This window comes from Aliidongia dinghuensis (assembly GCF_014643535.1).
GTDB lineage: Bacteria > Pseudomonadota > Alphaproteobacteria > ATCC43930 > CGMCC-115725 > Aliidongia > Aliidongia dinghuensis.
Genome location: NZ_BMJQ01000006.1, coordinates 150,326 through 169,746, shown reverse-complemented (window position 1 = coordinate 169,746; position 19,421 = coordinate 150,326). Strand labels below are relative to the sequence as shown.

Annotated in this window: 21 protein-coding genes; 7 read left to right on the top strand and 14 right to left on the bottom strand. The window is 65.9% G+C overall.

Features of this window, described 5'->3' with window-relative positions; all coding sequences use genetic code 11:
• Nucleotides 1-4: 4 nt before the first annotated feature.
• Entirely contained in the window at nt 5-382 is a 378-nt protein-coding gene (locus IEY58_RS13125; RefSeq protein WP_189046386.1) for a hypothetical protein, read from the bottom strand.
• Between the two features lie 135 nt (nt 383-517).
• Nucleotides 518-922 carry a hypothetical protein gene (locus IEY58_RS13120; protein WP_189046384.1) on the bottom strand — a complete coding sequence of 135 codons (405 nt, stop codon included), beginning with the start codon at nt 920-922 and terminating at the stop codon, nt 518-520.
• A gap of 462 nt (nt 923-1,384) precedes the next feature.
• On the opposite strand from IEY58_RS13120, the gene IEY58_RS13115 reads away from it, so the two are divergent.
• Nucleotides 1,385-1,558, top strand: a complete 174-nt coding sequence (locus tag IEY58_RS13115; protein WP_189046382.1) for a hypothetical protein — start codon at nt 1,385-1,387, stop codon at nt 1,556-1,558.
• A gap of 125 nt (nt 1,559-1,683) precedes the next feature.
• Here IEY58_RS13115 and IEY58_RS13110 read toward each other — a convergent pair whose 3' ends face one another.
• The 11 genes from IEY58_RS13110 to IEY58_RS13060 all read right to left on the bottom strand — a co-directional run bounded on the left by IEY58_RS13110 (nt 1,684) and on the right by IEY58_RS13060 (nt 13,215).
• Entirely contained in the window at nt 1,684-2,616 is a 933-nt protein-coding gene (locus IEY58_RS13110) for a hypothetical protein (RefSeq protein WP_189046380.1), read from the bottom strand.
• On the bottom strand, nt 2,613-2,981 hold the full coding sequence (locus IEY58_RS13105) for a hypothetical protein (RefSeq protein WP_189046378.1): 369 nt from the start codon (nt 2,979-2,981) through the stop codon (nt 2,613-2,615). The genes IEY58_RS13110 and IEY58_RS13105 overlap by 4 nt, the downstream gene beginning before the upstream one ends.
• A 136-nt stretch (nt 2,982-3,117) precedes the next feature.
• Nucleotides 3,118-4,590, bottom strand: a complete 1,473-nt coding sequence (locus IEY58_RS13100; RefSeq protein ID WP_189046377.1) for a tyrosine-type recombinase/integrase — start codon at nt 4,588-4,590, stop codon at nt 3,118-3,120.
• A gap of 132 nt (nt 4,591-4,722) precedes the next feature.
• Complete coding sequence (locus IEY58_RS13095; protein WP_189046375.1) at nt 4,723-6,660, bottom strand: potassium transporter Kup; 1,938 nt, start codon at nt 6,658-6,660, stop codon at nt 4,723-4,725.
• A gap of 176 nt (nt 6,661-6,836) precedes the next feature.
• On the bottom strand, nt 6,837-7,487 hold the full coding sequence (locus IEY58_RS13090; protein ID WP_189046373.1) for an O-methyltransferase: 651 nt from the start codon (nt 7,485-7,487) through the stop codon (nt 6,837-6,839).
• Between the two features lie 156 nt (nt 7,488-7,643).
• Nucleotides 7,644-8,459, bottom strand: a complete 816-nt coding sequence (locus tag IEY58_RS13085; protein WP_189046371.1) for a phosphodiesterase — start codon at nt 8,457-8,459, stop codon at nt 7,644-7,646.
• A gap of 4 nt (nt 8,460-8,463) precedes the next feature.
• Entirely contained in the window at nt 8,464-9,501 is a 1,038-nt protein-coding gene (locus tag IEY58_RS13080; protein WP_189046369.1) for an ABC transporter ATP-binding protein, read from the bottom strand.
• Nucleotides 9,502-9,520: 19 nt separating this feature from the next.
• Nucleotides 9,521-10,324, bottom strand: a complete 804-nt coding sequence (locus tag IEY58_RS13075; RefSeq protein ID WP_189046368.1) for an ABC transporter permease — start codon at nt 10,322-10,324, stop codon at nt 9,521-9,523.
• A 4-nt stretch (nt 10,325-10,328) separates the two neighbouring features.
• Nucleotides 10,329-11,153 (bottom strand): ABC transporter permease, encoded by an 825-nt coding sequence (locus IEY58_RS13070; protein WP_189046366.1) that lies wholly within the window; start codon nt 11,151-11,153, stop codon nt 10,329-10,331.
• A gap of 2 nt (nt 11,154-11,155) precedes the next feature.
• The gene (locus IEY58_RS13065; protein ID WP_229743695.1) at nt 11,156-12,169 is read right to left on the bottom strand and encodes an ABC transporter substrate-binding protein; all 1,014 of its coding nucleotides are present in this window, start codon (nt 12,167-12,169) and stop codon (nt 11,156-11,158) included.
• 5 nt (nt 12,170-12,174) lie between these two features.
• On the bottom strand, nt 12,175-13,215 hold the full coding sequence (locus IEY58_RS13060) for a LacI family DNA-binding transcriptional regulator (RefSeq protein ID WP_189046362.1): 1,041 nt from the start codon (nt 13,213-13,215) through the stop codon (nt 12,175-12,177).
• A gap of 247 nt (nt 13,216-13,462) precedes the next feature.
• Between IEY58_RS13060 and IEY58_RS13055 the strand changes: the two genes are divergently transcribed.
• The gene (locus IEY58_RS13055; protein ID WP_189046360.1) at nt 13,463-13,849 is read left to right on the top strand and encodes a tautomerase family protein; all 387 of its coding nucleotides are present in this window, start codon (nt 13,463-13,465) and stop codon (nt 13,847-13,849) included.
• Nucleotides 13,850-13,986: 137 nt separating this feature from the next.
• Entirely contained in the window at nt 13,987-15,027 is a 1,041-nt protein-coding gene (locus IEY58_RS13050; RefSeq protein ID WP_189046358.1) for a GGDEF domain-containing protein, read from the top strand.
• Nucleotides 15,028-15,034: 7 nt separating this feature from the next.
• Here IEY58_RS13050 and IEY58_RS13045 read toward each other — a convergent pair whose 3' ends face one another.
• The gene (locus tag IEY58_RS13045; protein ID WP_189046356.1) at nt 15,035-16,006 is read right to left on the bottom strand and encodes a Vgb family protein; all 972 of its coding nucleotides are present in this window, start codon (nt 16,004-16,006) and stop codon (nt 15,035-15,037) included.
• A gap of 191 nt (nt 16,007-16,197) precedes the next feature.
• Here IEY58_RS13045 and IEY58_RS13040 point away from each other — a divergent pair, with 191 nt between their 5' ends.
• The 4 genes from IEY58_RS13040 to IEY58_RS13025 all read left to right on the top strand — a co-directional run bounded on the left by IEY58_RS13040 (nt 16,198) and on the right by IEY58_RS13025 (nt 19,351).
• Nucleotides 16,198-16,437 (top strand): UvrD-helicase domain-containing protein, encoded by a 240-nt coding sequence (locus tag IEY58_RS13040; RefSeq protein ID WP_189046354.1) that lies wholly within the window; start codon nt 16,198-16,200, stop codon nt 16,435-16,437.
• A gap of 31 nt (nt 16,438-16,468) precedes the next feature.
• Nucleotides 16,469-17,359, top strand: a complete 891-nt coding sequence (locus IEY58_RS13035) for an oxidoreductase (protein WP_229743694.1) — start codon at nt 16,469-16,471, stop codon at nt 17,357-17,359.
• 97 nt (nt 17,360-17,456) lie between these two features.
• On the top strand, nt 17,457-18,314 hold the full coding sequence (locus IEY58_RS13030) for an alpha/beta fold hydrolase (RefSeq protein ID WP_229743693.1): 858 nt from the start codon (nt 17,457-17,459) through the stop codon (nt 18,312-18,314).
• 32 nt (nt 18,315-18,346) lie between these two features.
• Nucleotides 18,347-19,351, top strand: a complete 1,005-nt coding sequence (locus IEY58_RS13025; protein WP_189046350.1) for an NADP-dependent oxidoreductase — start codon at nt 18,347-18,349, stop codon at nt 19,349-19,351.
• Nucleotides 19,352-19,421 lie beyond the last annotated feature (70 nt).

Genomic DNA, 19,421 nt, shown 5'->3' with positions numbered 1-19,421 from the left:
CCTCTCATGCCGCAGCGCTGGCGACGTCGGCGACGAACGGCGCCAGGCCATCCTCGTCAGCGGCCGGCAGCACCAGGACGGCACCCAGTCCCGCATGGCGCCTGCACTGCACGCGGCATGGGTCGACACGGTGCAGCCGCGGCTTGTTCAGCGCTGCACCGGCAAAGACCAGCAGCAGCTCGGTATCGCTCGCGCGATGGGCCAGGACCGGCTCGCCCAGCGCCCGCCGGGTGAAACGATCTGCCAGTTCAAGGGCCTCGATCGGGCCGCTGATCTCGAAGGCGGTCAGGCCAGCGTCGGCCAGGTCGAGACGAACGTCGCCGCTGGCATCCGGCGCAGAAAGCGCATAGCCCAAGGCCGAGAGATGATTGATCAGATCCATGGTGGTCGAGCCTCCCTGTGGTGCTTCGACAGGCGCCATCGCCGGCCGAAAGAATGAAAAAATCCCGCGGGCTGTCCTTCCCAGGACGGCCGGCGGGGTGGTGTCTGGATACGATGCGCCTCAGTGGCGCTCCTGTCAAATCGGCCTCCCCCGACGCACCGTGATCGCGGTGAATAGCTGGACAAGGTCGTCCAGGGTCCGGAGCGGCCCGTACCAGTGCCCAGGACGATCGCCGACCGGGAGCGGCTTCCTTGCAGGGTCATGTGGGAACAGGTCGCCGACCTCGCCGTCACCCGCGATCAGGCGGTAGCTCTTGCCGTCCTCGACGTGGCAAAGGCATAGGCCGCGGATCTCCGCGTAATCGTTCGCGCGCTGGAACAGGTACAGGCCGGCCTCAGTCGGCGGTTCCTTACTCGCGATCAGGCCGTAGCGCTCAAGCGGCTGGAAGTGCCGCCAGCGCTCCGCGGCCTCCGTCTCGCGTACTTCTTCGAGGGTCGGCACGTCGGCCGCCTCGTTGACATGCATCTCGTTTCCGAACATGATCGCGTCCTCGTGAAAGCAGACGCGCGACATCGCCCCGTGCAACCAGTCGGTGCCGCGCGTCGTTGGTGAAATGCTGTATAGTCGCAGGTGACACGGTGTTTCCTTCCGCTGTGTCCAAGCGCTGTGGGTCCGACCAACCCGACATCGCCTAGAAGCCCGTCCGACCACCGGACGGGCTTCTGTCATTCTACAGGAAAAATTAGACCCTGGTTCGCAGGGAATATGCTCAAAACGAGCACAAACGCGAAGCGACCGCTCGGGCACGGAAGCTGTTCGCCGGCACGGACTAGACGCGCCTGCGATATAAGAAATAAAATTACGCGTTATTTTATTGCGTTATACGACATCCCTGCGATTACAGTATTGCGCGTTGTTTTTACTTGTCGCCATAGTTGATGCGGCGTATGGTCATCACCAAAGCACCTTATATTCCAACCTTTATGAGCGAGGAGAATTTTCATGACCCGAGCACTCACGGAAGAAGAGAAGTCCGCCCGCCGCGATCAGAAGCAACGCGACCTTGACGAACTGGCGGGTCGCGGCGTCCACGCGAAGGACCGGAAGAACGCCCGCCGAGCCGTCGCTCGCCTGGCCAAGAAGGATGCGGCTGATGCGGGGGCGCGCACGTCATGAAGACCGCGGCACCTGACGTCACGACCTGGCGTGGGCTTCTTGCCGGCATGCTGATCGCGGCTGGGACGGCAGCCGCCGATTACATCGCCGAGGAATGGCCGAAGGTGCGCAAGGAGATCGCGACCTCAGAGCGGCCCCGCGTCAAGCCAGGTCCAAAGCGCCGGCAAGTCCAGTAGCGCGCCGGCCGGAGCGTCCGACACGACGAACGCCTTGCGTCGGACGTGCAGGACGCTCCCCAGCCGCGCGCACTTGACGAGAACCCGGACACCCGCCGGGATGCGCTCATTGTCGCTCGGTCGACCATCTCGAACGCGATACTCGGCGCTTGGGCGACCTCTGAAGAAGATGTCGTCGGAGATCGGCTCGGCCGGCTCGATCGGAGCCACGGCGGCGGGCGCTGGCGCGCATGGCGTCTCCGACGTCCCGATGCCAGGCTCGGGCGCGACCTCTACGTCAGCGGTGCGGCGCTGGGCAGCCGGTGCGGGTTCCAGTGGCTCGACTGGCTCGACCCGGTCGACCGGGCGGGCGCCGCTACGGGCGAGAAGACCTTGCTTCACCCGCTCGGCCGCATCGCCGGCCGGCTCGACCTTCAACTTCTGAACCGTGCCCAACGTGATCTTCGGCAGTGCCACCGCCGCCGCCCGCTCCTGGGCGGTCGGCTCACGCCGAGGTTTGGTATCGATCGGTTTCGGCCGTGACCAGCCGGCCGGCGCCTTCAGCTCGGGGCGCGGGCTCCCGATACTTTCGACGTTCCGCGCCGGCACAGTGCGATGAACGGGAGCGACATCGGCCTCCGCCGCCTCGACGTCAGCGACGTAGTAGACCTTCCGGCCGTTCTGAACGCCGGCAGGCTTCAGGGCCGCCAATTCCTCCGGTGTCCAACCACGTTCGAGCAGTGTATCTGCTCGAATAACCGGCGCGGCGAATACGGCGCGATCCGCCTTCAGCGCCGAGGCGAGAGCGCCGTCCGCCTTGTCCTGGTATGACTTGAATTTCAGCCCACGCTTCGCTGCGGCGCGACGCTGGGCGGTCGACCGCGCCATGAAACCGACGCTCATCGTTGGCCGTTGACCAGGATATCGGCGACGCGCTTGCGCGCGAGTTCGAGCTTCGCCTCAAGGTCTTCGACACGGCGCTGGGCGACGATCAGGGATGGGCTGCGGGCGGATCGGGTTTTGGCGAATGCGCCCATCGCCTGCCGCTTGGTCGCGGCTTCCTCGGCGGCACCGGCTGCGCGCTGTTCGAGCCATTCGACGATCGCGGATCGCAACCAGTGCCGCTTGGCCTGCGGCTGGCCAGTCAGCGTGAAGCTTCCCGGGAAGGCGCCGCTGCGCTCGGCCTTGTCAATCTGCACGCGGCTCAGCTCAATGCCGATCTGGCGTAGGTCTTCGAGGTCGTAGAGAAGTTTCGTGGGCTCGGCCATGGCGGGTGTCCCGGCAAAATCTCGAGTTTCGACGGAGCAGTGTACCGCATATTTCGTAGGGTGGTTTTGGACGGCCAGGACGTGGAAAGGGCCGCACGGTGGCGGCCCTCTCGATCGTCGGGACGGTGCGGTCGGATCAGGCTTCGGCCGGGGGAGTGTCGTCGCCGAATGTGTCCTCAGTCAGGATTTCCTCGAACGCCTCCGCGAACAACTTTAAGGCGGCTCTCTTCTCCGGCAAATATGACCACCGATTGTAAACCTTCGCCGTGACGCCGACCTCCGTATGCGACAAGACGCGGCCAATGATCGCGTTGGAGATGCCAAGCTCGCCAAGCTGTGTCGCTAGCGTCCGCCTCAAATCATGGAAGTGCCAGCCCGCCATCGGCGGAAAGCCGTACTCCTCTCGAACCTCCGCGATCTTGGCGTCCAACTCGCGCTTCATCTGGGAATAATTCGTAATCGGCTTCTTTGCATCGCGGATGCTCGGGAACACGTAACCCACTTTGGTCGGGCACGCTTTCAGGACTTGCACAGCCATCAAGCTCAGCGGCACGACATGAACGCGCCCGTTCTTCATTCGGCTGCCCGGAATTGTGATCGTTGGGCCGCCGTCGCTGCCCGCCGCCTGCATACCGCGTCCCCGACCCCAGGCGAGCCGCTTGCGGCCGTCCTGCGGCCCGGCGCTGGCCTGGGACTTCGTGCCCTCCAGGTCGATCTCAGACCAGGAGAGGGCGCAAATCTCCTCGCGTCGGCAGCCGGTCAGCCCGAGCAACTGGACGGCTCGCGCCCAATCCTCACCATCGGCGGCCAGCCGCTCGCACGCGCGCCAAATGTTGACGACCTCATCGCCGTCAAGCGTCCGCTCGCGTGCCTTCTCGTCCGCCTCGCGCTTGACCTTCATCGCGGGGTTCTCGGCGATGATGCCCTCTCCCACGGCATAGGTAAAAAGCCGCTTCGTCGTGCTCAAGAGCCTGTTCGAGGTGACCGGGTGTGTGTCGAACACCCGCCGGACCATAGCTCGGATCTCCTGGTCCGTGATGGTCGATATCAGGCGGGCGTCGCCCAGCTTGCAGATGTACTTCTCGAAATACTGGCGGGCGCCATCGACGTAACTCTTCGCGTGCGCCTTCTTGTGGGGATGTTCCAGGTCGGCGATGTACCGCTCCGCCACAGCGCGCAAGGTGTGCAGCGGCGCAGCTTCGCCGGGTTCGCCCGGGTCGGCCGCTACCAGCAGGGCAGGGCGGGGGTCGATCCCGTCGCGGACGTTGCCCAGGATCACGCCCGCCGCGGTTCGTGCCTTGTCGACCCGCACTTCATCGATCCCCTGGCGCCGCTTCTCGCCGTCGAACCGGAACACGACGCTGAAGCTCGGACCCCGCTTGCCGACGCGGCAGACCAGCCCCTTGACCTTGCTGTCGAAGACCTCGATCCGGTCGGCGCCATCCTTCGCGCTCGCGACCCATTCCGCGATCTTGGCATCGGTCAAGCTGATCGTGTTGCCGCTGCGCTTGGCGCGCTCGACCTTTTGCCGAAGGCCGGCGATCCGCTTCGGCCGCGCGGCAGGCTTCGGGTTCTCGTAAGCGAGGGTCAGGTGCTCGGTTCTCGACATGCCGCTCTCCCAAATCCGGGGGACAATTGGGGGACAATTCGCGGCGTCGAAGGTGGTTGGCGTCGGACGATCCCGACGCCAACAATGTGCTAAAAATGGCGGAAATGCAAGGGGTGCGCGGCTGTCGTGCCGTCAGATCTCCAGCCGGAAGCCCACCTCGATCACCTGCTTTTGCGGCAGGTGGAAATAGTCGGCGGCGCGCATCGACATGCGGTGCATGAAATTATAGGCCTCCCAGACCGGCGGGCTCAGCGTCGACGCCTTGGTCCGGCGCACCAGGCTCTCGTGGCCGACGTAGTAGTGCAGCTTATCCTTGCAGAAATCGAGGCCCATCTTGTGGCAGGCCCTGAGTGCTGCCGGGATGTCGGCGCGCTGCATGAAGCCGATGCGCACGGTCACCCGGTGGAAGCCATGGCCGAGTTCGTGGATCTCGAGCCGCTCCGACACCGGCACGCGCGGCCGGCGCGTCGGCACTACGGTCAGCAGGATGACGTTCTCGTGCAGCACGCGGTTGTGCTCGATGTGATGCAGGATCATCGGCGAGCAGCGGTCGGACGAGCGCGTCACGAACACGCCGCAACCGGGCAGGCGGGCGACGAGCATGCCGTCGACCTGCTCCAAGAAGTCCGAGAAGGGCATGGACACTTCGGCGAGGCGCTTCTGCACCTCGATATTGCCCAAGCGCCAGGACAGCATGATGAAGCAGACGAAGGCGCCGATCGCGAGCGGCAGCCAGCCGCCTTCGACGAGCTTGGTCGCGTTCGCGGCGAAGAAGGTCGCGTCGATCGCTGCGAAGACGGCGATGAGCGGCCAGGCGGCGAGCGGTGGCCAGTGCCATTTGTCGCGGATGACCCGATAGAGCAGGATCGTCGTGATCAGCATCGTGCCCGACACGGCGATGCCATAGGCCGACGCCAGCGCGTCGGAGCTCTTGAACATCACGACGACGGCGAGCGTCGCGATCATCAAGAGCCAATTGACAAGCGCGATATAGATCTGTCCGTAGGCATGGACCGAGGTCGGGATCACCGGCATGCGCGGCGACAGCCGCATCTGGATCGCCTGGCGCGTCAGCGAGAACACGCCGGAGATGAGCGCCTGGCTCGCGATCACCGTCGCCATGGCGGCGAGCGCGATCATCGGCGTCAGCGCCCAGTCGGGCACCGTCTTGTAGAACGGATTATCGGCTGCCTCCGGATGGCGGAGGATGAGCGCGCCCTGGCCGAAGTAGCACAGCACCAGCGCCGGCATGACCAGGCCGAACCAGGCGCGCCGGATCGAGGTGGCGCCCACATGGCCCATGTCGGCATAGAGCGCCTCGCCGCCGGTCAGCGCCAGGAACACGGCACCGAACACGGCGAAGGAAATGAGCGGATCGTCGGCGAGGAAATGCGCGGCTTCGATCGGGTTGAGCGCGCGCAGCACTTGGGGGCTCTTGATGATGCTGATGAGCCCGAAGACGGCGATCGCGATGAACCACAGGCACATGATCGGTCCGAACAGCCGGCCGATCTCGGCGGTGCCGCGGCGCTGGATCAGGAACAGGGCCACCAGGATCGCGAGCGTCAGCGGAATGACCCAGGGCTCGAGTGCCGGCTCCACGACCTTGATGCCTTCGAGGGCCGAGAGCACGGAAATGGCCGGGGTGATGACGCCGTCGCCGTAGAGCAGTGCCGCACCCGCGACGCCCAGCAGCACCAGGATAGGCAGGCGCCGCTTGACGTCGCCCTTGGCGATGACCAGCGACAGGAGCGCCAGGATGCCGCCCTCGCCCTCGTTATCGGCCCGCAGCACGAGGGCGACATATTTGAACGCGACGATGAGTGTCAGCGCCCAGAACACCAGGCTCACGATGCCGAGGACATCCTCGGTCGTGGGCGCGGCGTGGCCGGTCGCCTTCAGGGCGACTTGCAGCGCATAGAGCGGCGAGGTGCCGATGTCGCCGAACACGATGCCGAGGGCGGTCAAGGCCGCGAGCCACCAGGGCCCGTGATGCGCCTGGGCCTCGCCGTCGATCGCATGAAGCTCGGTGGCCGCTTGGGATTGGCCGGCTAGGGTATCAGTGCTCATAGTGGATTCGCGATCCTCGGGACGCGCGGAAAGTGCAGGCCCGCCGGCACCCTAGCGCCGGTGGGCAGTGCATCATAGTCCGTTCACGTCGCTGTTTCATTGCCCGTAACGGGCCTGTGCGGGTTCTTTTCTTGCAAAAACGCGGGATCTGCCCTGGCGGCAGCCCCAACCTGTGCTCAGCGACGCCGGACCAGCGTCAGGCCATCGCCGATCGGCAACAGGCTCATGTCAACCCGATCATCCGCTTGTATCTTGGCGTTGAGCGCGCGCAGCGCCACCGTATCCGGTTGCATGTCCGACATGTCGGCGACGGTTCCGCTCCACAGCATGTTGTCGAGCGCTATGACGCCTCCCGGCCGGACAAGTTCCAGGCAGGCCTCGTAGTAGGCGTCGTAGTTCGTCTTGTCGGCGTCGATGAAGGCGAGATCGAAGCTCGCGGGCGCGAAACCGGCAAGCGTGTCGAGCGCCGAGGCCAGATGCAGCGTGATCCTATCCGCAACACCGGCTTCGGTCCAATAGCGCCGGCCGATGTCGGTCCATTCGCGGCTGATGTCGCAGGCGTCGAGCCGTCCGTCGACTGGGAGTGCCTGGGCCATGGCAAGTGCCGAATAACCGGTGAAAGTGCCGATCTCCAGTACGCGCCTCGCGCCGAGCAGGCTGACGAGGAAGCCCAGGAACTGGCCCTGGTCCGGGCCGATCTGCATGCCGCTGCGCCCGGTCGCGAGCGTCTCGTCGCGCAGCCGCGCCTGCAGTGCCGTCTCGCGCGTGCCGTTCCGGACGATGTAGGCGCTGACCGCCTCGCTCCACCCGGTGATTTCGTGCGCCATCCCCTGACCCTCCATGTTGGCGATGCGGAGCCTAGAGCGCGGTCGCATTGGCTGGAACCAGCCAATGCGTGAATCGCGCTCTAAATATTTGATTAGAGACGGATTCACGGAATGAGTGGATCGCCAAGCGATTCCACTCATTCCGTGAATCCGTCTCTAGTCGATGAGGACTCCATTCTCGAAGAACGGAAACGGCCCGGGGAAATCGCCGATCGCGGCGGTATGGCTGATGAGGCCGGCCGTGGGCTCGTACCAATGCAACTGGAAGCCCGACGGCTCCAGGCTGAAGGCGGACGGCGCGTCCGGGCTGATGTTGAGTGCCACCGCATGGGCGGTCGACGGTGCGGTCGACGCAAGGGTGCCGGCGAAGCGGGTCTGGATCGACCGGTGCAGGTGGCCGGACAGCACGCGCTCGACCTGGCCGTGCTTGCGGATGACTTCCGCCAGGCCGGCCGCATCCTCGAGCCCGATCTTGTCCATATGGCCGATGCCGGTCGCGAACGGCGGGTGATGCGCGGCGACGACGGTCGGCCGCTCCGGCTGCTCGGCCAAGCGCCGGTCGAGCCAGTCGAGCTGGGCGGCACCGAGCTGGCCGCCGCCCTGGCCGTCGACCAGGCTGTCGAGTGCTATGAGGCGCAGCGGAAATTCCTCGACCGTGTACTGGATCGGACCGTCGCTGCCGAGATAGCGATGGTCGGCAAACACCGCGCGCAGCGGCCCGCGCGCGTCGTGGTTGCCGGGCATCAGGAACAGCGGCAGCCGGATCGGCGACAGGATCTCCTTCAAGAGACCGTATTCCTCGGGCCGGCCGGCATCGACCAGGTCGCCGGTCACCAGCACCGCGTCCGGCGCCTGCGGCACCGCGAGCAGCGCCTCGACCGCCTTTTCCAGGCATTGGGCGGTATCGACCGTGCGATAGGCGAGCCGGCCGCGCGGCTTGATGTGCAGGTCGGTGATCTGGGCAAGCAGCATGGGCTTAACTCCGGGCGAGCACGATGAGGGCGGCGGGATCGAGTGCCAGCGCCACGGCGGTGCCGGGCTCAGGCGCCTCGCGTGCGCCGACGTCGATCGTCAGCAGCCGGTCGCCTGCGAGCGCGACGGCGAGGCGCGTCCGGTCGCCGAGGAATTGCGCTGCCTGCACCGTCGCGGTCAAGCGGCCGGGACCGGCGGCATCCGAAACCAGCGTTGCAGCATCGGGCCGGATCGCGACGTCGACCGGGCCGTCGGCGCCGGGCCAGGCGAGCGCGGCGCCGGCGACCGTGAGCACGCCGCCCGCGATCTCGCCCGGCAGCGGGCTGGTCGTGCCGATGAATTCGGCAACGAAACGATCGGCCGGCGCGAACCAGATGTCGCGCGGCCGGCCGATCTGGGCGATGCGGCCCTTGCTCATGACCACGATCCGGTCGCCCAAGGCCATGGCCTCGGCCTGGTCGTGCGTGACATAGACGGTGGTGATGCCGAGCCCGCGCAGCAGCCGGTCGATCTCGACGCGCAGCGCCTCGCGCAGCTTCGCGTCGAGCGCCGTCAGCGGCTCGTCCAGCAGCAATACCTCCGGCTCGACCGCGATGGCGCGGGCCAAGGCGACACGCTGGCGCTGGCCGCCCGACAATTGCCCGATGGCGCGGCCGGCCAGATCGCCGATCCGCATCATCTCCAGCATCTCCGACACCCGCCGGCGCCGCTCGGGTGCCGGCACGCCGCGGATCTTCAGGCCATAGCCGACATTCTCGGCGACCGTCATGTTCGGGAAGAGGGCGTAGGACTGGAACACCATGCCGACGTTGCGCCGCTCGATCGGCAGGTGGGTGACGTCGCGCTCGCCGAAGCGTACACGCCCACCCGCGTCCGGCGTCTCGAGCCCGGCGATGAGCCGGAGCGTCGTGGTCTTGCCGCAGCCCGACGGGCCCAGGAGCACGATGGTCTCGCCGGCCGTGATCTCGAGGTCGATCGGCTCCAGCACCCGGGTCGCCCCGTAATGCTTGGCGCAGGCGTCGAGACGGACGGGCACGGTCATTTCTGTTCCTCAGGCATTTTTATTCTTCGGGCATGGGCCTGGCCGCGCGCGGCCGGGCCAAAAGTTGCAGCGCCACCAGCAGGGGCACGATCAGGACGAAGAAGACGAGCGTATAGGCGCTGCCGATCTCGAGCCTGAGCGAGGCATAGGCGTCGGCGAGGCCGACCGGCAGGGTCTTGGTCAAGGGCGTGTGCAAGAGCCAGGTCAGGTTGAACTCGCCGATCGACAGCGTCACGACCGTGAGCGCGCCGGCCAGGATGCCGGAGCGGCAGTTAGGCAGCACCACGTCGAAGAAACGGCGGACGAAGCCGGCGCCGAGGCTGGCCGCCCCCTCCTCGAGCGTCGCCAAGTCGCTGGACGCCATCACCGCCAGCACGGCGCGCACCATGAAGGGGAGCGTGAACAGCACGTGCCCGGCCAGGATGAAGAAGGCGCTCTGGCGGAAGCCGCCCCAGCCGTTATAGGCGACGACGAGCGCCAGCGCAGTCGCAAGGCCAGGGACTGCGACCGGCAGCACCAGCGCCTCCTCCATGAGGCGCGCGAGCCGGCCCGGCGCACGGGCGAGCCCGTAGGCGGCCGGTACGCCGATCACCAGCGTCACCGCGAGGCAGCCGAGCGCCAGCTCGATCGACAGCAGGATTGCTGGCCAGTAGAGCGCCAGCACCTGGTCGATCCAGTCGACCGTCAGGCCGCTCTTCAAGCCCACAAAGATGTTGCGCGTGACGCCGGCCAGCATGGACTGCACGATCGGCACGCCCAGGAAGGCCGAGACGAGGAGGGTCAGGGCGAGCTGCAGCCAGAAGCCCAGGGAGCGCTTGCGCATCGCGTCAGCCCGCCGCCGCGACGCCGGCACCGGCGGCCGAGCGGGCGAGCGCCAAGGCCGCCCAGGTGACGGCGCCCAGGAGCAGGCTCAAGCCTGCGGCCGCGGCCAGGTTCACGCCGAGCGTGAATTCCGTGTAGATGACCATGGGCAGCACGTCGATGCGGGTTGCGAGCGTGAAGGCTGTACCGAAGGCGCCCATGGAGGTCGCGAAGGTGATGGCACCGGCCGAGATGAGCGCAGGTTTGAGACCCGGCAGGATCACGTCCTGGAACACGCGCCAGGGCGAGGCGCCGAGGCTGCGCGCGGCCTCCTCAAGCTGCGGATCGAGCTTCTCGGCCGACGCCATGACGGTCAGCACGACGCGCGGGATCGAGAAATAGATGTAGCCCAGGAACAGGCCGGCCATGGAATAGGCGAACACGATCCGCTCGCCGCCGAGCAACTGCGAGACCTGACCGATCAGGCCCTGCCGGCCGGCAAGCAAGATCACCATGAAGCCCACGACCACGCCCGGAAAGGCCAAGGGCAGGGTCAGGACCGAGACCAGGAAGGTGCGGCCCGGAAAGCGGTTGCGGGCCAGGAACAGGCCGGGAATGCCGCCCAGCACCAAGGTGGCGAGCGTCGTTGCGATCGACAGCACGAGCGTTTCCATGAGGCTTGCGAGATGCCGCGTGTCGGCAAGGGCGGTGCCGTAGCCGGCCCAGCCGTCCGGCCCGGCACCACCGGCCACGACCAGGCGGACGAGTGGCAGGACGAAGAAGGCCAGGAACAGGAGCGCCGCGGGCAGGATCATCAGTCCTGCGATCACCCGGCCGCGCGGCGCCCCCATTGTCAGTGGACCTCGGCCTGATAGCGTTCGATGAACGCCTTCTGTGCGGTCGCGAGTGCTGCGAGGTCGAGCGGCTTCGCCCGGGCATAGTCGCTCGCCGGCAGGAACTTGGCGGCGAGATCGGGCGTCAAGGCCGAGGCCATGACCGGGCGCAGGTAGGCGCCGGCCCAGATCTGCTGACCCTTCTCCGACAGCACGAAGTCCAGCACCTTCTTGGCATTGGCCTCGTGCGGGTCGTGGGCGACCAGCGCCATGACATAGGGGAAGGTCACCGAGCCCTCGGCCGGGATCACGAACTCGATCGGCGCCTTGTCCTTGTACTTGGCGCGATAGGCGTCGAAGTCATAGTCGAACAGGATCGGGATCTCGCCCGACAGCACGCGGGCATAGGCCGTCTGCTTCGGCACGATCGGGTCGTTCTTGGCCAGTTCCTTGAAGAACTGGATGGCGGGGCTGTAGTCCTTGTAGTTGCCGCCGAGCGCCTCGTTGACCGCGGTGGCGCCGACGAAGCCGACGGCGGCGCTGGTAGGATCGAGATATCCCACCATGCCCTTGTATTCGGGCTTCAAGAGGTCCTTCCACGACTTCGGCATCGGCTTGCCGCCGAGCGCGTCCTTGTTGACCATGAGGCCCAAGGTACCGCTGTGGATGGTGAACCAGTAGCCGTCCGGATCCTTGAGGTCGGCCGGGATCGCGTCGAAGCCCGTGGGCTTGTAGGGCTGGGTCAGGCCCTGATCCTTCGCCTGGATGCCGACCTGGCCGCCCAGATAGAGCACGTCGGCGACCGGATTCGCTTTCTCGGCGATGACGGCGGCGATCGCCTGGCCGCTGTTCTTGTTGTCGAACGGCACGGTGATGCCGGTCGCATCCTTGATCGCCTTGATCTGCGCCGCCCAGTCGGCCCATTCCGGCGGGCAGTTGTAGCAGATGGCCGTCTCCTCGGCCCGGGCGGCGCCCGCGACCAGGCTCGCGAGAGCGCCGGCGATGGCCAGCGCGCGCAGGTTCTTCGTCAGCATGTCGATCATTCCCCTTGAGGTGCGTTGGCGGTGCCGCCGAGCGAGCCGCCCGGCCGGAATTCATAGGGCAACAGGATCTGCTCGGGTGCTGCACCCTCGAGCCGGGCCAGGAGGTGCTGGAATGCGCGCCGGCCCATCTCGCGGCTCGGCTGCACGATCGTGGCGAGGCTCGGCGCCATCAGCCGGCCGACCGCGATGCCGTCGAAGCCGACGATGCCGACCTCGCCCGGGACGGCGACGTGGGCTTCGCGTAAGAGCGCCATGATGCGGAGCGCCAGCAGGTCGGTGGAACAGAATAGGCCGGTCGGCCGGTTCGGGCCGGTCAGCACGGCCCGGATCATCGGATCGAAGGCGGCGACCGCGTCGAAGTCCAGTTCGATGAGCGCCACCTGCTCGAGCCGTGCCTCGGCGAGCGCCTCTGAGAAGCCGCGATGGCGCTGCTTCGAGCGGTCCGAGGCGACGAAGCGGCCGGCGACCATGGCGAGCCGGCGGTGTCCGGCCGCGATCAGCGCGCGCGTCGCGTCGCGGCCGGCCGCGACATTGTCGATGGTCGCGGTCGCCCGGTCGTCCCGGTCGGGCTGGTTGTAGAGCAGGACGTAAGGCGTCTGCTCGCGGTCGAGCGTGTCGAGCGTCGCACTACGGTCCGCATCGGCGACCGTCAGCAGCAGGCCGCCGACGCGATGGGACAGAAGATTGCCGATCGCCTCGTTTTCGCGCTCGACGTCGTAGCCGCTGGAGGCGATCAGCACCGACCAGCCGGCGTCGCGCGCTGCCTCCTGGATGCCGGTGACGCTCTCGGCGAACACGGGATTGTCGAGGCTCGGCACCAGCACGCCGACGGTCCGGCTGATGCCGGCGCGCAGCTCGCGCCCGGTGCGGTTGGCGCGGAAGCCCAGGCGCTCGACCGCGGCCCGGACCTTGGCGGCCGTTTCGGGCGCGATCGGCGCGCGGCCGTTCAGCACGCGCGAAACCGTGGCGATCGAGACGCCAGCCTCGGCGGCGACGTCCCGAATGGTCAGTTTGGAATATGCTGCCCGGTTCCGCATGGCACGGCACTCTAAGAGCGGGCGGTGACGCTTCGATGACGAGCTGAAAACGTTTACATGACGATGCGCCGCAGCATCAAGAAGGTCCTGCAACTGCCGGTTTCCGGTCGCGGGCCGTATAGCTATCGATGAGTTTTATAAAACTTATAGATTTGAACATTCAAATTTTATCATCGATCGAAGGCGCCTATCTTACGGTTGTCGGCGGCGCCGTCCCCGGCCGTCGCTTTAGCGAGAAGGATCCATCATGCCGCTCGTTCGCATCTCGTTTCAAACCGGCAAGACCCAGGCCTGGCGCCAGGCGGTCTCGGATGCCGTGCAGCAGGCGATGGTCGAGACCATCGGCGTGCCGCCGGCCGATCGCTTCCATGTCCTGAGCGAGCACGCGCCGGGCTTCCTCATGATCGATCCGACCTTCTTCGACGTGGCGCGGTCGGACGATCCGCTGATCGTGCAGATCACGCTCCGGGCGGGCCGCACGGACGATCAGAAGCGCGCGCTCTATCGCCGCATCACCGACCGGCTGGCCGACAATCCGGGCGTCCGGCCGCAGGATGTCATGATCTCGCTGGTCGAGAACGCGCTCGTCGACTGGTCGTTCGGCGAGGGCGTCGCCCATTACGTCCCGGCCTGAGCCCGGCCCGTTCGCCGCGAAGCGCCGCGATTCATAAAATTCGCGACGATTTGCGAAGACTTGCCCTCGCCGCCGATGTCTGGTTTCAATCGGCCGAGCGCTCGCGCCGAAACGGCAGGGCGCGCGAGGGCAAGCAGATGTCGGACCGGATGTTCCCCCAAGAGATCGACAGCGAAACCATCTTTGCCGTCTGGCGGATCGACGGCCAGACGCAGCAGCTGCTGGAAAACGCGCGCGCCGCCACTGTCCGGGCGCTCGACGAATTCGACGCGCGCGCGGCCAGGCTCGACAAGGGCGAGGCGACCGTCGCCGCCGTGCTCGCCAACCCGGCGGAGCGCGTGAACGTGCTCACGGCGCTGAAGCAGCATTGGCGCGACCTCTTCTGCCAGGGCCCGTCGTCGGCCGGCCTGCAGCGGTCGGCACAGATCGGCCGCCGGCATTTCGAGGTGGGCGTCAAGCCGCGCCATTATCTGGCGCTCTGCCAGCTGCTCTCGAAGATCATGACCGACGCGCTCATCGGCGAGACGAAGATCGACGCGACGTTCGCGGTCGACGCGGTCGGCCGTGTCGTCATGATGGATGCCGAGGTCGTGCTCGGCTCCTACTACGGCAGCCTTGCCGACCTCGTCAGCTACGAGGCGCAGTCCGAGACGCGCAGCCTCAAGGACCGCCTGAGCGTGCTCGAGGACATGGCGTTCCTCGATCCCGTCACCGGCCTGTTCAACCGGCGCTATTTCGACCGCTCGATCGCCGTCGAGATCGCGCGCGCCAGTCGCGAGCGCGCGCCGCTCAGCCTGCTGATCTGCGACATCGACCGGTTCAAGGAAGTGAACGACACCTGGGGCCACGCCGCCGGCGACAAGGTGCTGAACGATCTCGCTGGCGTGCTGGCCGACATGGGCCGCAAGACCGACATCGTGACCCGCTTCGGCGGCGAGGAATTCTGCCTGCTCCTGCCCAATACCAAGCCGGAATGGGGGAAGCTGGTGGCGGAGCGGGTGCGCGCGCGGGTCGAGGGCGTGTTGATCAAGCTCGACAATGGCGAGGTGCTGAAGGTGACGGTCAGCATCGGCATCGGCTCCTACCGCGCCGGCGACACGCCGGCCCAGCTGGCCCAGCGGGCCGACGAGGCGCTCTATCGCGCCAAAGGCCAGGGGCGCAACTGCATCTCGGACTAACCCGCCCCTAGCGGGTCTTGAGCACGATCAGCCGGTCGAGCGCGGATTCGGCGCCCCAGACTTCGCCCGGTCGGCCCAGCAGCTGGCGCACGTCGGCGCCTGCGCTCTTGAACGGAAAGGCCTGGAACCGCTCGGTTGCCGGATCGAACCGCACGATGGCGTTGGCGCCCCAATCGCTGAGCCAGACCACGTCCCGGTCGTCGACGAACACCGCATAGGCCTGCGGATGGGCGCCCGGCAGATGCCAGCTGCGCCATTGGCCGTTCGCCGGGTCGTAGCGGGCGACATTGCCGGCGTTCCATTCGCTGATCCATATCAGCCCGTGCGAATCCGCCCAGGCCCGGCGCGGGCCGGCGCGCGGCGTCGGCGGCTCGAGCACGGTCGCCGTCCCGGTCGCCGGATCGATGCGGCCGAGATAATTGCCGGCGAGCGAGGCGAAGAACACGCCCGCCGCCGTCCGCGTGATGCCATAGGGGCCGGGACCGCGCGGCGCTTCCCAGAGTTTCATCGCGCCGCTCTTCGGCTCGAGCCGGCCATAGACGCCGTCCTGGCCGGTGAACCACAGGATGCCCGCGGGATCGAGCACGGCCGTGTTGAGGTTGGCGTAGTTGCGGCCGGATGGCAGCGGGAAGCGGGATATCGCGCGCGTCGTGCCGTCGACGCGCAGGATGGCGTTGCTGCCGCCGTCGGTAACCCAGGCGGCGCCGTCGGGCCCGACGATGACGCCGTGCGGTGCCGAGTCCTTGCCGAGCGGCAAGAGCTCGACATGACCCGTCGCCGGATCGAGCCGGCCGAGCGCCCCCTGCATCTGCGCCGTGAACCAGACGGCACCGACCGCCGCCGGTGCCACGTCATGCGCGCCCACGCCGGCCGGCAACGGGTATTCCGCGGCCGTGATCTCGGCCCGCGCCGACCTGTCGACCGACAACAGGCCGGCCAGCAGGACAACGGCAAGGAGAATCGCTCGAGCGCCCATCATCGCCGGCTCCTCCGCAACGGCAAAGCGAGCCAGTCTAAACCGCTCAGGTGCGTTCTCACACAGCCTCGGTGGATTCCGGTCCGGCAGCTTTGCTGCCAGCGGCGATAGCAGAGGACATTCGCCCGTGGTCTCGGACACATCGCCGCCCAAGCCGATATCGCCCTAAGTGTTTCCTCGACCATCACCCGCCGATGACCTCTGTCATGGAGGCAGGTGCCGGTTCCGGCAAGACGATGTCGCTGGTCAAGGCACTGGCGCATCTCGTGGCGCCCCACAGCCAAGATCTGCACATGCGCGGCCAACAGATCGCCCGCGTCATCCACACTAAAGTAACGACGAATGAGATCGGGAGCTCGGTCCGAGAGACATCGCCTCAAGTTCGGCTGCGCAAATTCTGCTTGACAGCTTTGATGATAATCATCATCAATTAATTATGATGATTATCATCATTAAAGCGATCGGATGATCGAAGCTGGCGTGCTTCTGCCGCATCGGTCGACGGACCGCATACGAGAAGTCGAGACAATGGCGATGGTTGGGGCGAAGGCGCAGCAGAAGACGGCGTTTCTCACCGGGGCGTCGAGCGGCATCGGCAAGGCGGCCGCTTCAGCGTTGCTGAATGCAGGCTACCGTGTGATCGGCACAAGCCGTAATGCCGGAACTGGTGAAATGCGCGACGGCATTTGGATGGCTGCCTGCGATGTCACATCCGATGAATCAGTCGCGGCAGCTGTCGCTCTGGCACATGCCGAGTTCGGCCATATCGACCTGCTCGTCAACAATGCTGGGATCGGGGTCACGGGCGCGGCCGAAGAAAGCTCGATCCCGCAAGTCCGCTCGCTGTTCGAGACCAATTTTCACGGCGTCGTCCGGGTGACCAATGCGGTCCTGCCGATCATGCGAGCGCAGGGTAGAGGCCGCATTCTCAACGTTGGCTCCGGGTTGGGGCTCATTCCGGCGCCCTACAACGCCTACTACTCGGCGACCAAGCATGCGCTCGAGGGCTATTCCGAATCTCTCGATCATGAGGTGCGTGAGTTCGGTGTGCGCGTCGCGGTCATTGAGCCCGCCGCCACGCAGACCTCGTTTGAATCCAGCACCGTCCGTGCCGATACACCGATCGCCGCCTACGCCGTGAGCCGAGCGAAATATCTCGAGGCGTATGAACGTGCGATGGCCGTGGCGGACACCGCCGAAAGCGTGGCCGAAACCATCGTGCGAGCGGCTTCCGAAAGAACGCCGCGGCTGCGTTACCCTTCCGGCAAGGTCGCGCGGCAGGTCGCATTTGCTCGGCGTTTTCTCCCGCGGTCTCTCTTCGACAAGATCCTGCGCTCGCAATTCGGCCTGGCGTAGCCAGCCGACCGCGTAGGCGTGGAGCCATGCCCTTCGAACTGGTGCCCTCCCGTCTCAAGATTTTCGGTCCAAGCCGGACAATGGATCACCAATGACAATGCCGCTCATCAAGCTCGGATCAGGTGCGCGCTACGCCGAGGCGCCCAATCTTTCCATCAGCGTCAACGGGACGGCCTTCGCCTATCGAGACCTGGGCCCGAGGGGCGGAGTGCCGCTCGTTCTCCTCAATCACTGGGGCGCGGTGCTGGACAATTTCGATCCGCGGATTGTCGATGGCTTCGCCTGCAAGCGTCGCGTCATCGCGACCAACTACCGGGGCATCGGTGCGTCGGGCGGAACGGCGCCTGTGACCGTCGATGAAATGGCGCGCGACGCGATTGCCCTGATCGAAGCACTCGGCTTCGAGAAAGTCGATCTGCTCGGCTTTTCGCTCGGTGGATTCGTGGCGCAGGACATCACCCTGAAGGCCCCCCATCTCGTACGGAAACTCATCCTGACCGGCACCGGTCCGGCAGGCGGCATCGGCATTGAGAGGGTGGGAGCGGTGTCCTGGCCGCTCATCCTCAAAGGCCTGCTGACGTTTCGAGACCCGAAATCCTATCTGTTTTTCCCATCCACGGCCCATGGTCGCCGAGCCGCGAAAGCCTTTCTGAACCGGCTGAAGGAACGTAGTGCGGCCAGGGACAAGGGCCCAATTCCCGGTGCTTTCCTGCGGCAGCTCAAGGCGATCAAGGCCTGGGGCCGTCAGGCACCGCAAGACCTCGGCAGGATCAAGATCCCGGTTCTGATCGCCAACGGCGACGACGACGTCATGGTCCCGACCGTAAACAGCACCGACATCGCTCGCCGCATTCCTGAAGCGGAACTGGTGATCTACCAGGACGCCGGGCATGGCGGGATTTTCCAGTACCACGCCGATTTCGTGTCGAAGGCTCTTTCCTTCCTTGGCGCCTAATACCGCTCTTAACCTGAGATTGGAGAAAGCCTGTGAAGGCATTCGTCGTTGCCAGATACCAAAAGAAGGGCACTCTACACTTGGCCGACGTGCCGGAGCCGGAAGTGCAGGACAATGATGTCTTGGTCCGGATACACGCAACGGCCGTGAACCTTCTGGACTCCAAGGTCAGGAGCGGAGAGTTCAAACTTCTCCTTCCCTATCGTCCGCCCTTCGTCCTAGGGCATGACGTCGCCGGAACAGTCGTCAGGACAGGAAGCAAGGTCAGGCGGTTCAAGGTGGGCGACGAGATCTATGCCCGCCCGCGCGATCATCGGGTCGGTACCTTCGCCGAATTCATTGCCATCAATGAAGCCGACGTCGCGCTGAAGCCTAAAAACCTCGACATGGCCGAGGCGGCGTCGGTTCCCTTGGTGGGACTAACCGCGTGGCAGGCGCTGGTCGAGGTGGGCAAGGTGAAGCGCGGCCAGAAGGTGTTCATTCAGGCCGGTTCCGGCGGCGTCGGGACTTTTGCCATCCAGCTCGCCAAGCATCTCGGCGCTACCGTCGCGACGACGACGAGCGCCAAGAATGCCGATCTGGTCAGAAGTCTAGGGGCGGATGTAGTCATCGATTACAAGACGCAGGACTTCGAGAAGATCCTGTCGGGCTACGATCTTGTGCTGAACAGTCAGGATCCCAAGACGCTCAAGAAATCTTTGCGCGTGCTGAAGCCGGGCGGCCGGCTCATTTCCATTTCCGGGCCGCCCGATCCCGCTTTTGCCAAAGCACTCGGCCTGAATCTGTTCCTGAAACTGGTATTGCACCTGCTGAGCCGAGGCGTTCGGAAGAAAGCCAAAAGCCTCGGTATAAATTATTCGTTCCTGTTCATGCGCGCGCAGGGGCGGCAGTTGGGCGAGATTACGTCCCTGGTCGAAGCTGGCGTGATCCAACCAGTCATCGACAAGGTGTTCCCATTTGAGAAGACGGGGGAGGCGCTAGCCTATGTCGAAACCGGACGCGCGAAGGGCAAGGTCGTCGTCACGGTTGCAGGCTAGAACTTGACGCTCGTCCGGATTTGTCGAGCGTCTGAAACCCGGCACACTCCCGCGTCAGTCCAGCGGAGCG

What these genes read in the sequence shown, in the direction of transcription:
- IEY58_RS13125 (WP_189046386.1), bottom strand. Translation starts at nt 382, where the DNA reads ATGGATCTGATCAATCATCTCTCGGCCTTGGGCTATGCGCTTTCTGCG.
- IEY58_RS13120 (WP_189046384.1), bottom strand. Translation starts at nt 922, where the DNA reads ATGTTCGGAAACGAGATGCATGTCAACGAGGCGGCCGACGTGCCGACC.
- IEY58_RS13115 (WP_189046382.1), top strand. Translation starts at nt 1,385, where the DNA reads ATGACCCGAGCACTCACGGAAGAAGAGAAGTCCGCCCGCCGCGATCAG.
- IEY58_RS13110 (WP_189046380.1), bottom strand. Translation starts at nt 2,616, where the DNA reads ATGAGCGTCGGTTTCATGGCGCGGTCGACCGCCCAGCGTCGCGCCGCA.
- IEY58_RS13105 (WP_189046378.1), bottom strand. Translation starts at nt 2,981, where the DNA reads ATGGCCGAGCCCACGAAACTTCTCTACGACCTCGAAGACCTACGCCAG.
- IEY58_RS13100 (WP_189046377.1), bottom strand. Translation starts at nt 4,590, where the DNA reads ATGTCGAGAACCGAGCACCTGACCCTCGCTTACGAGAACCCGAAGCCT.
- IEY58_RS13095 (WP_189046375.1), bottom strand. Translation starts at nt 6,660, where the DNA reads ATGAGCACTGATACCCTAGCCGGCCAATCCCAAGCGGCCACCGAGCTT.
- IEY58_RS13090 (WP_189046373.1), bottom strand. Translation starts at nt 7,487, where the DNA reads ATGGCGCACGAAATCACCGGGTGGAGCGAGGCGGTCAGCGCCTACATC.
- IEY58_RS13085 (WP_189046371.1), bottom strand. Translation starts at nt 8,459, where the DNA reads ATGCTGCTTGCCCAGATCACCGACCTGCACATCAAGCCGCGCGGCCGG.
- IEY58_RS13080 (WP_189046369.1), bottom strand. Translation starts at nt 9,501, where the DNA reads ATGACCGTGCCCGTCCGTCTCGACGCCTGCGCCAAGCATTACGGGGCG.
- IEY58_RS13075 (WP_189046368.1), bottom strand. Translation starts at nt 10,324, where the DNA reads ATGCGCAAGCGCTCCCTGGGCTTCTGGCTGCAGCTCGCCCTGACCCTC.
- IEY58_RS13070 (WP_189046366.1), bottom strand. Translation starts at nt 11,153, where the DNA reads ATGGGGGCGCCGCGCGGCCGGGTGATCGCAGGACTGATGATCCTGCCC.
- IEY58_RS13065 (WP_229743695.1), bottom strand. Translation starts at nt 12,169, where the DNA reads ATGCTGACGAAGAACCTGCGCGCGCTGGCCATCGCCGGCGCTCTCGCG.
- IEY58_RS13060 (WP_189046362.1), bottom strand. Translation starts at nt 13,215, where the DNA reads ATGCGGAACCGGGCAGCATATTCCAAACTGACCATTCGGGACGTCGCC.
- IEY58_RS13055 (WP_189046360.1), top strand. Translation starts at nt 13,463, where the DNA reads ATGCCGCTCGTTCGCATCTCGTTTCAAACCGGCAAGACCCAGGCCTGG.
- IEY58_RS13050 (WP_189046358.1), top strand. Translation starts at nt 13,987, where the DNA reads ATGTCGGACCGGATGTTCCCCCAAGAGATCGACAGCGAAACCATCTTT.
- IEY58_RS13045 (WP_189046356.1), bottom strand. Translation starts at nt 16,006, where the DNA reads ATGATGGGCGCTCGAGCGATTCTCCTTGCCGTTGTCCTGCTGGCCGGC.
- IEY58_RS13040 (WP_189046354.1), top strand. Translation starts at nt 16,198, where the DNA reads ATGACCTCTGTCATGGAGGCAGGTGCCGGTTCCGGCAAGACGATGTCG.
- IEY58_RS13035 (WP_229743694.1), top strand. Translation starts at nt 16,469, where the DNA reads ATGATCGAAGCTGGCGTGCTTCTGCCGCATCGGTCGACGGACCGCATA.
- IEY58_RS13030 (WP_229743693.1), top strand. Translation starts at nt 17,457, where the DNA reads ATGCCGCTCATCAAGCTCGGATCAGGTGCGCGCTACGCCGAGGCGCCC.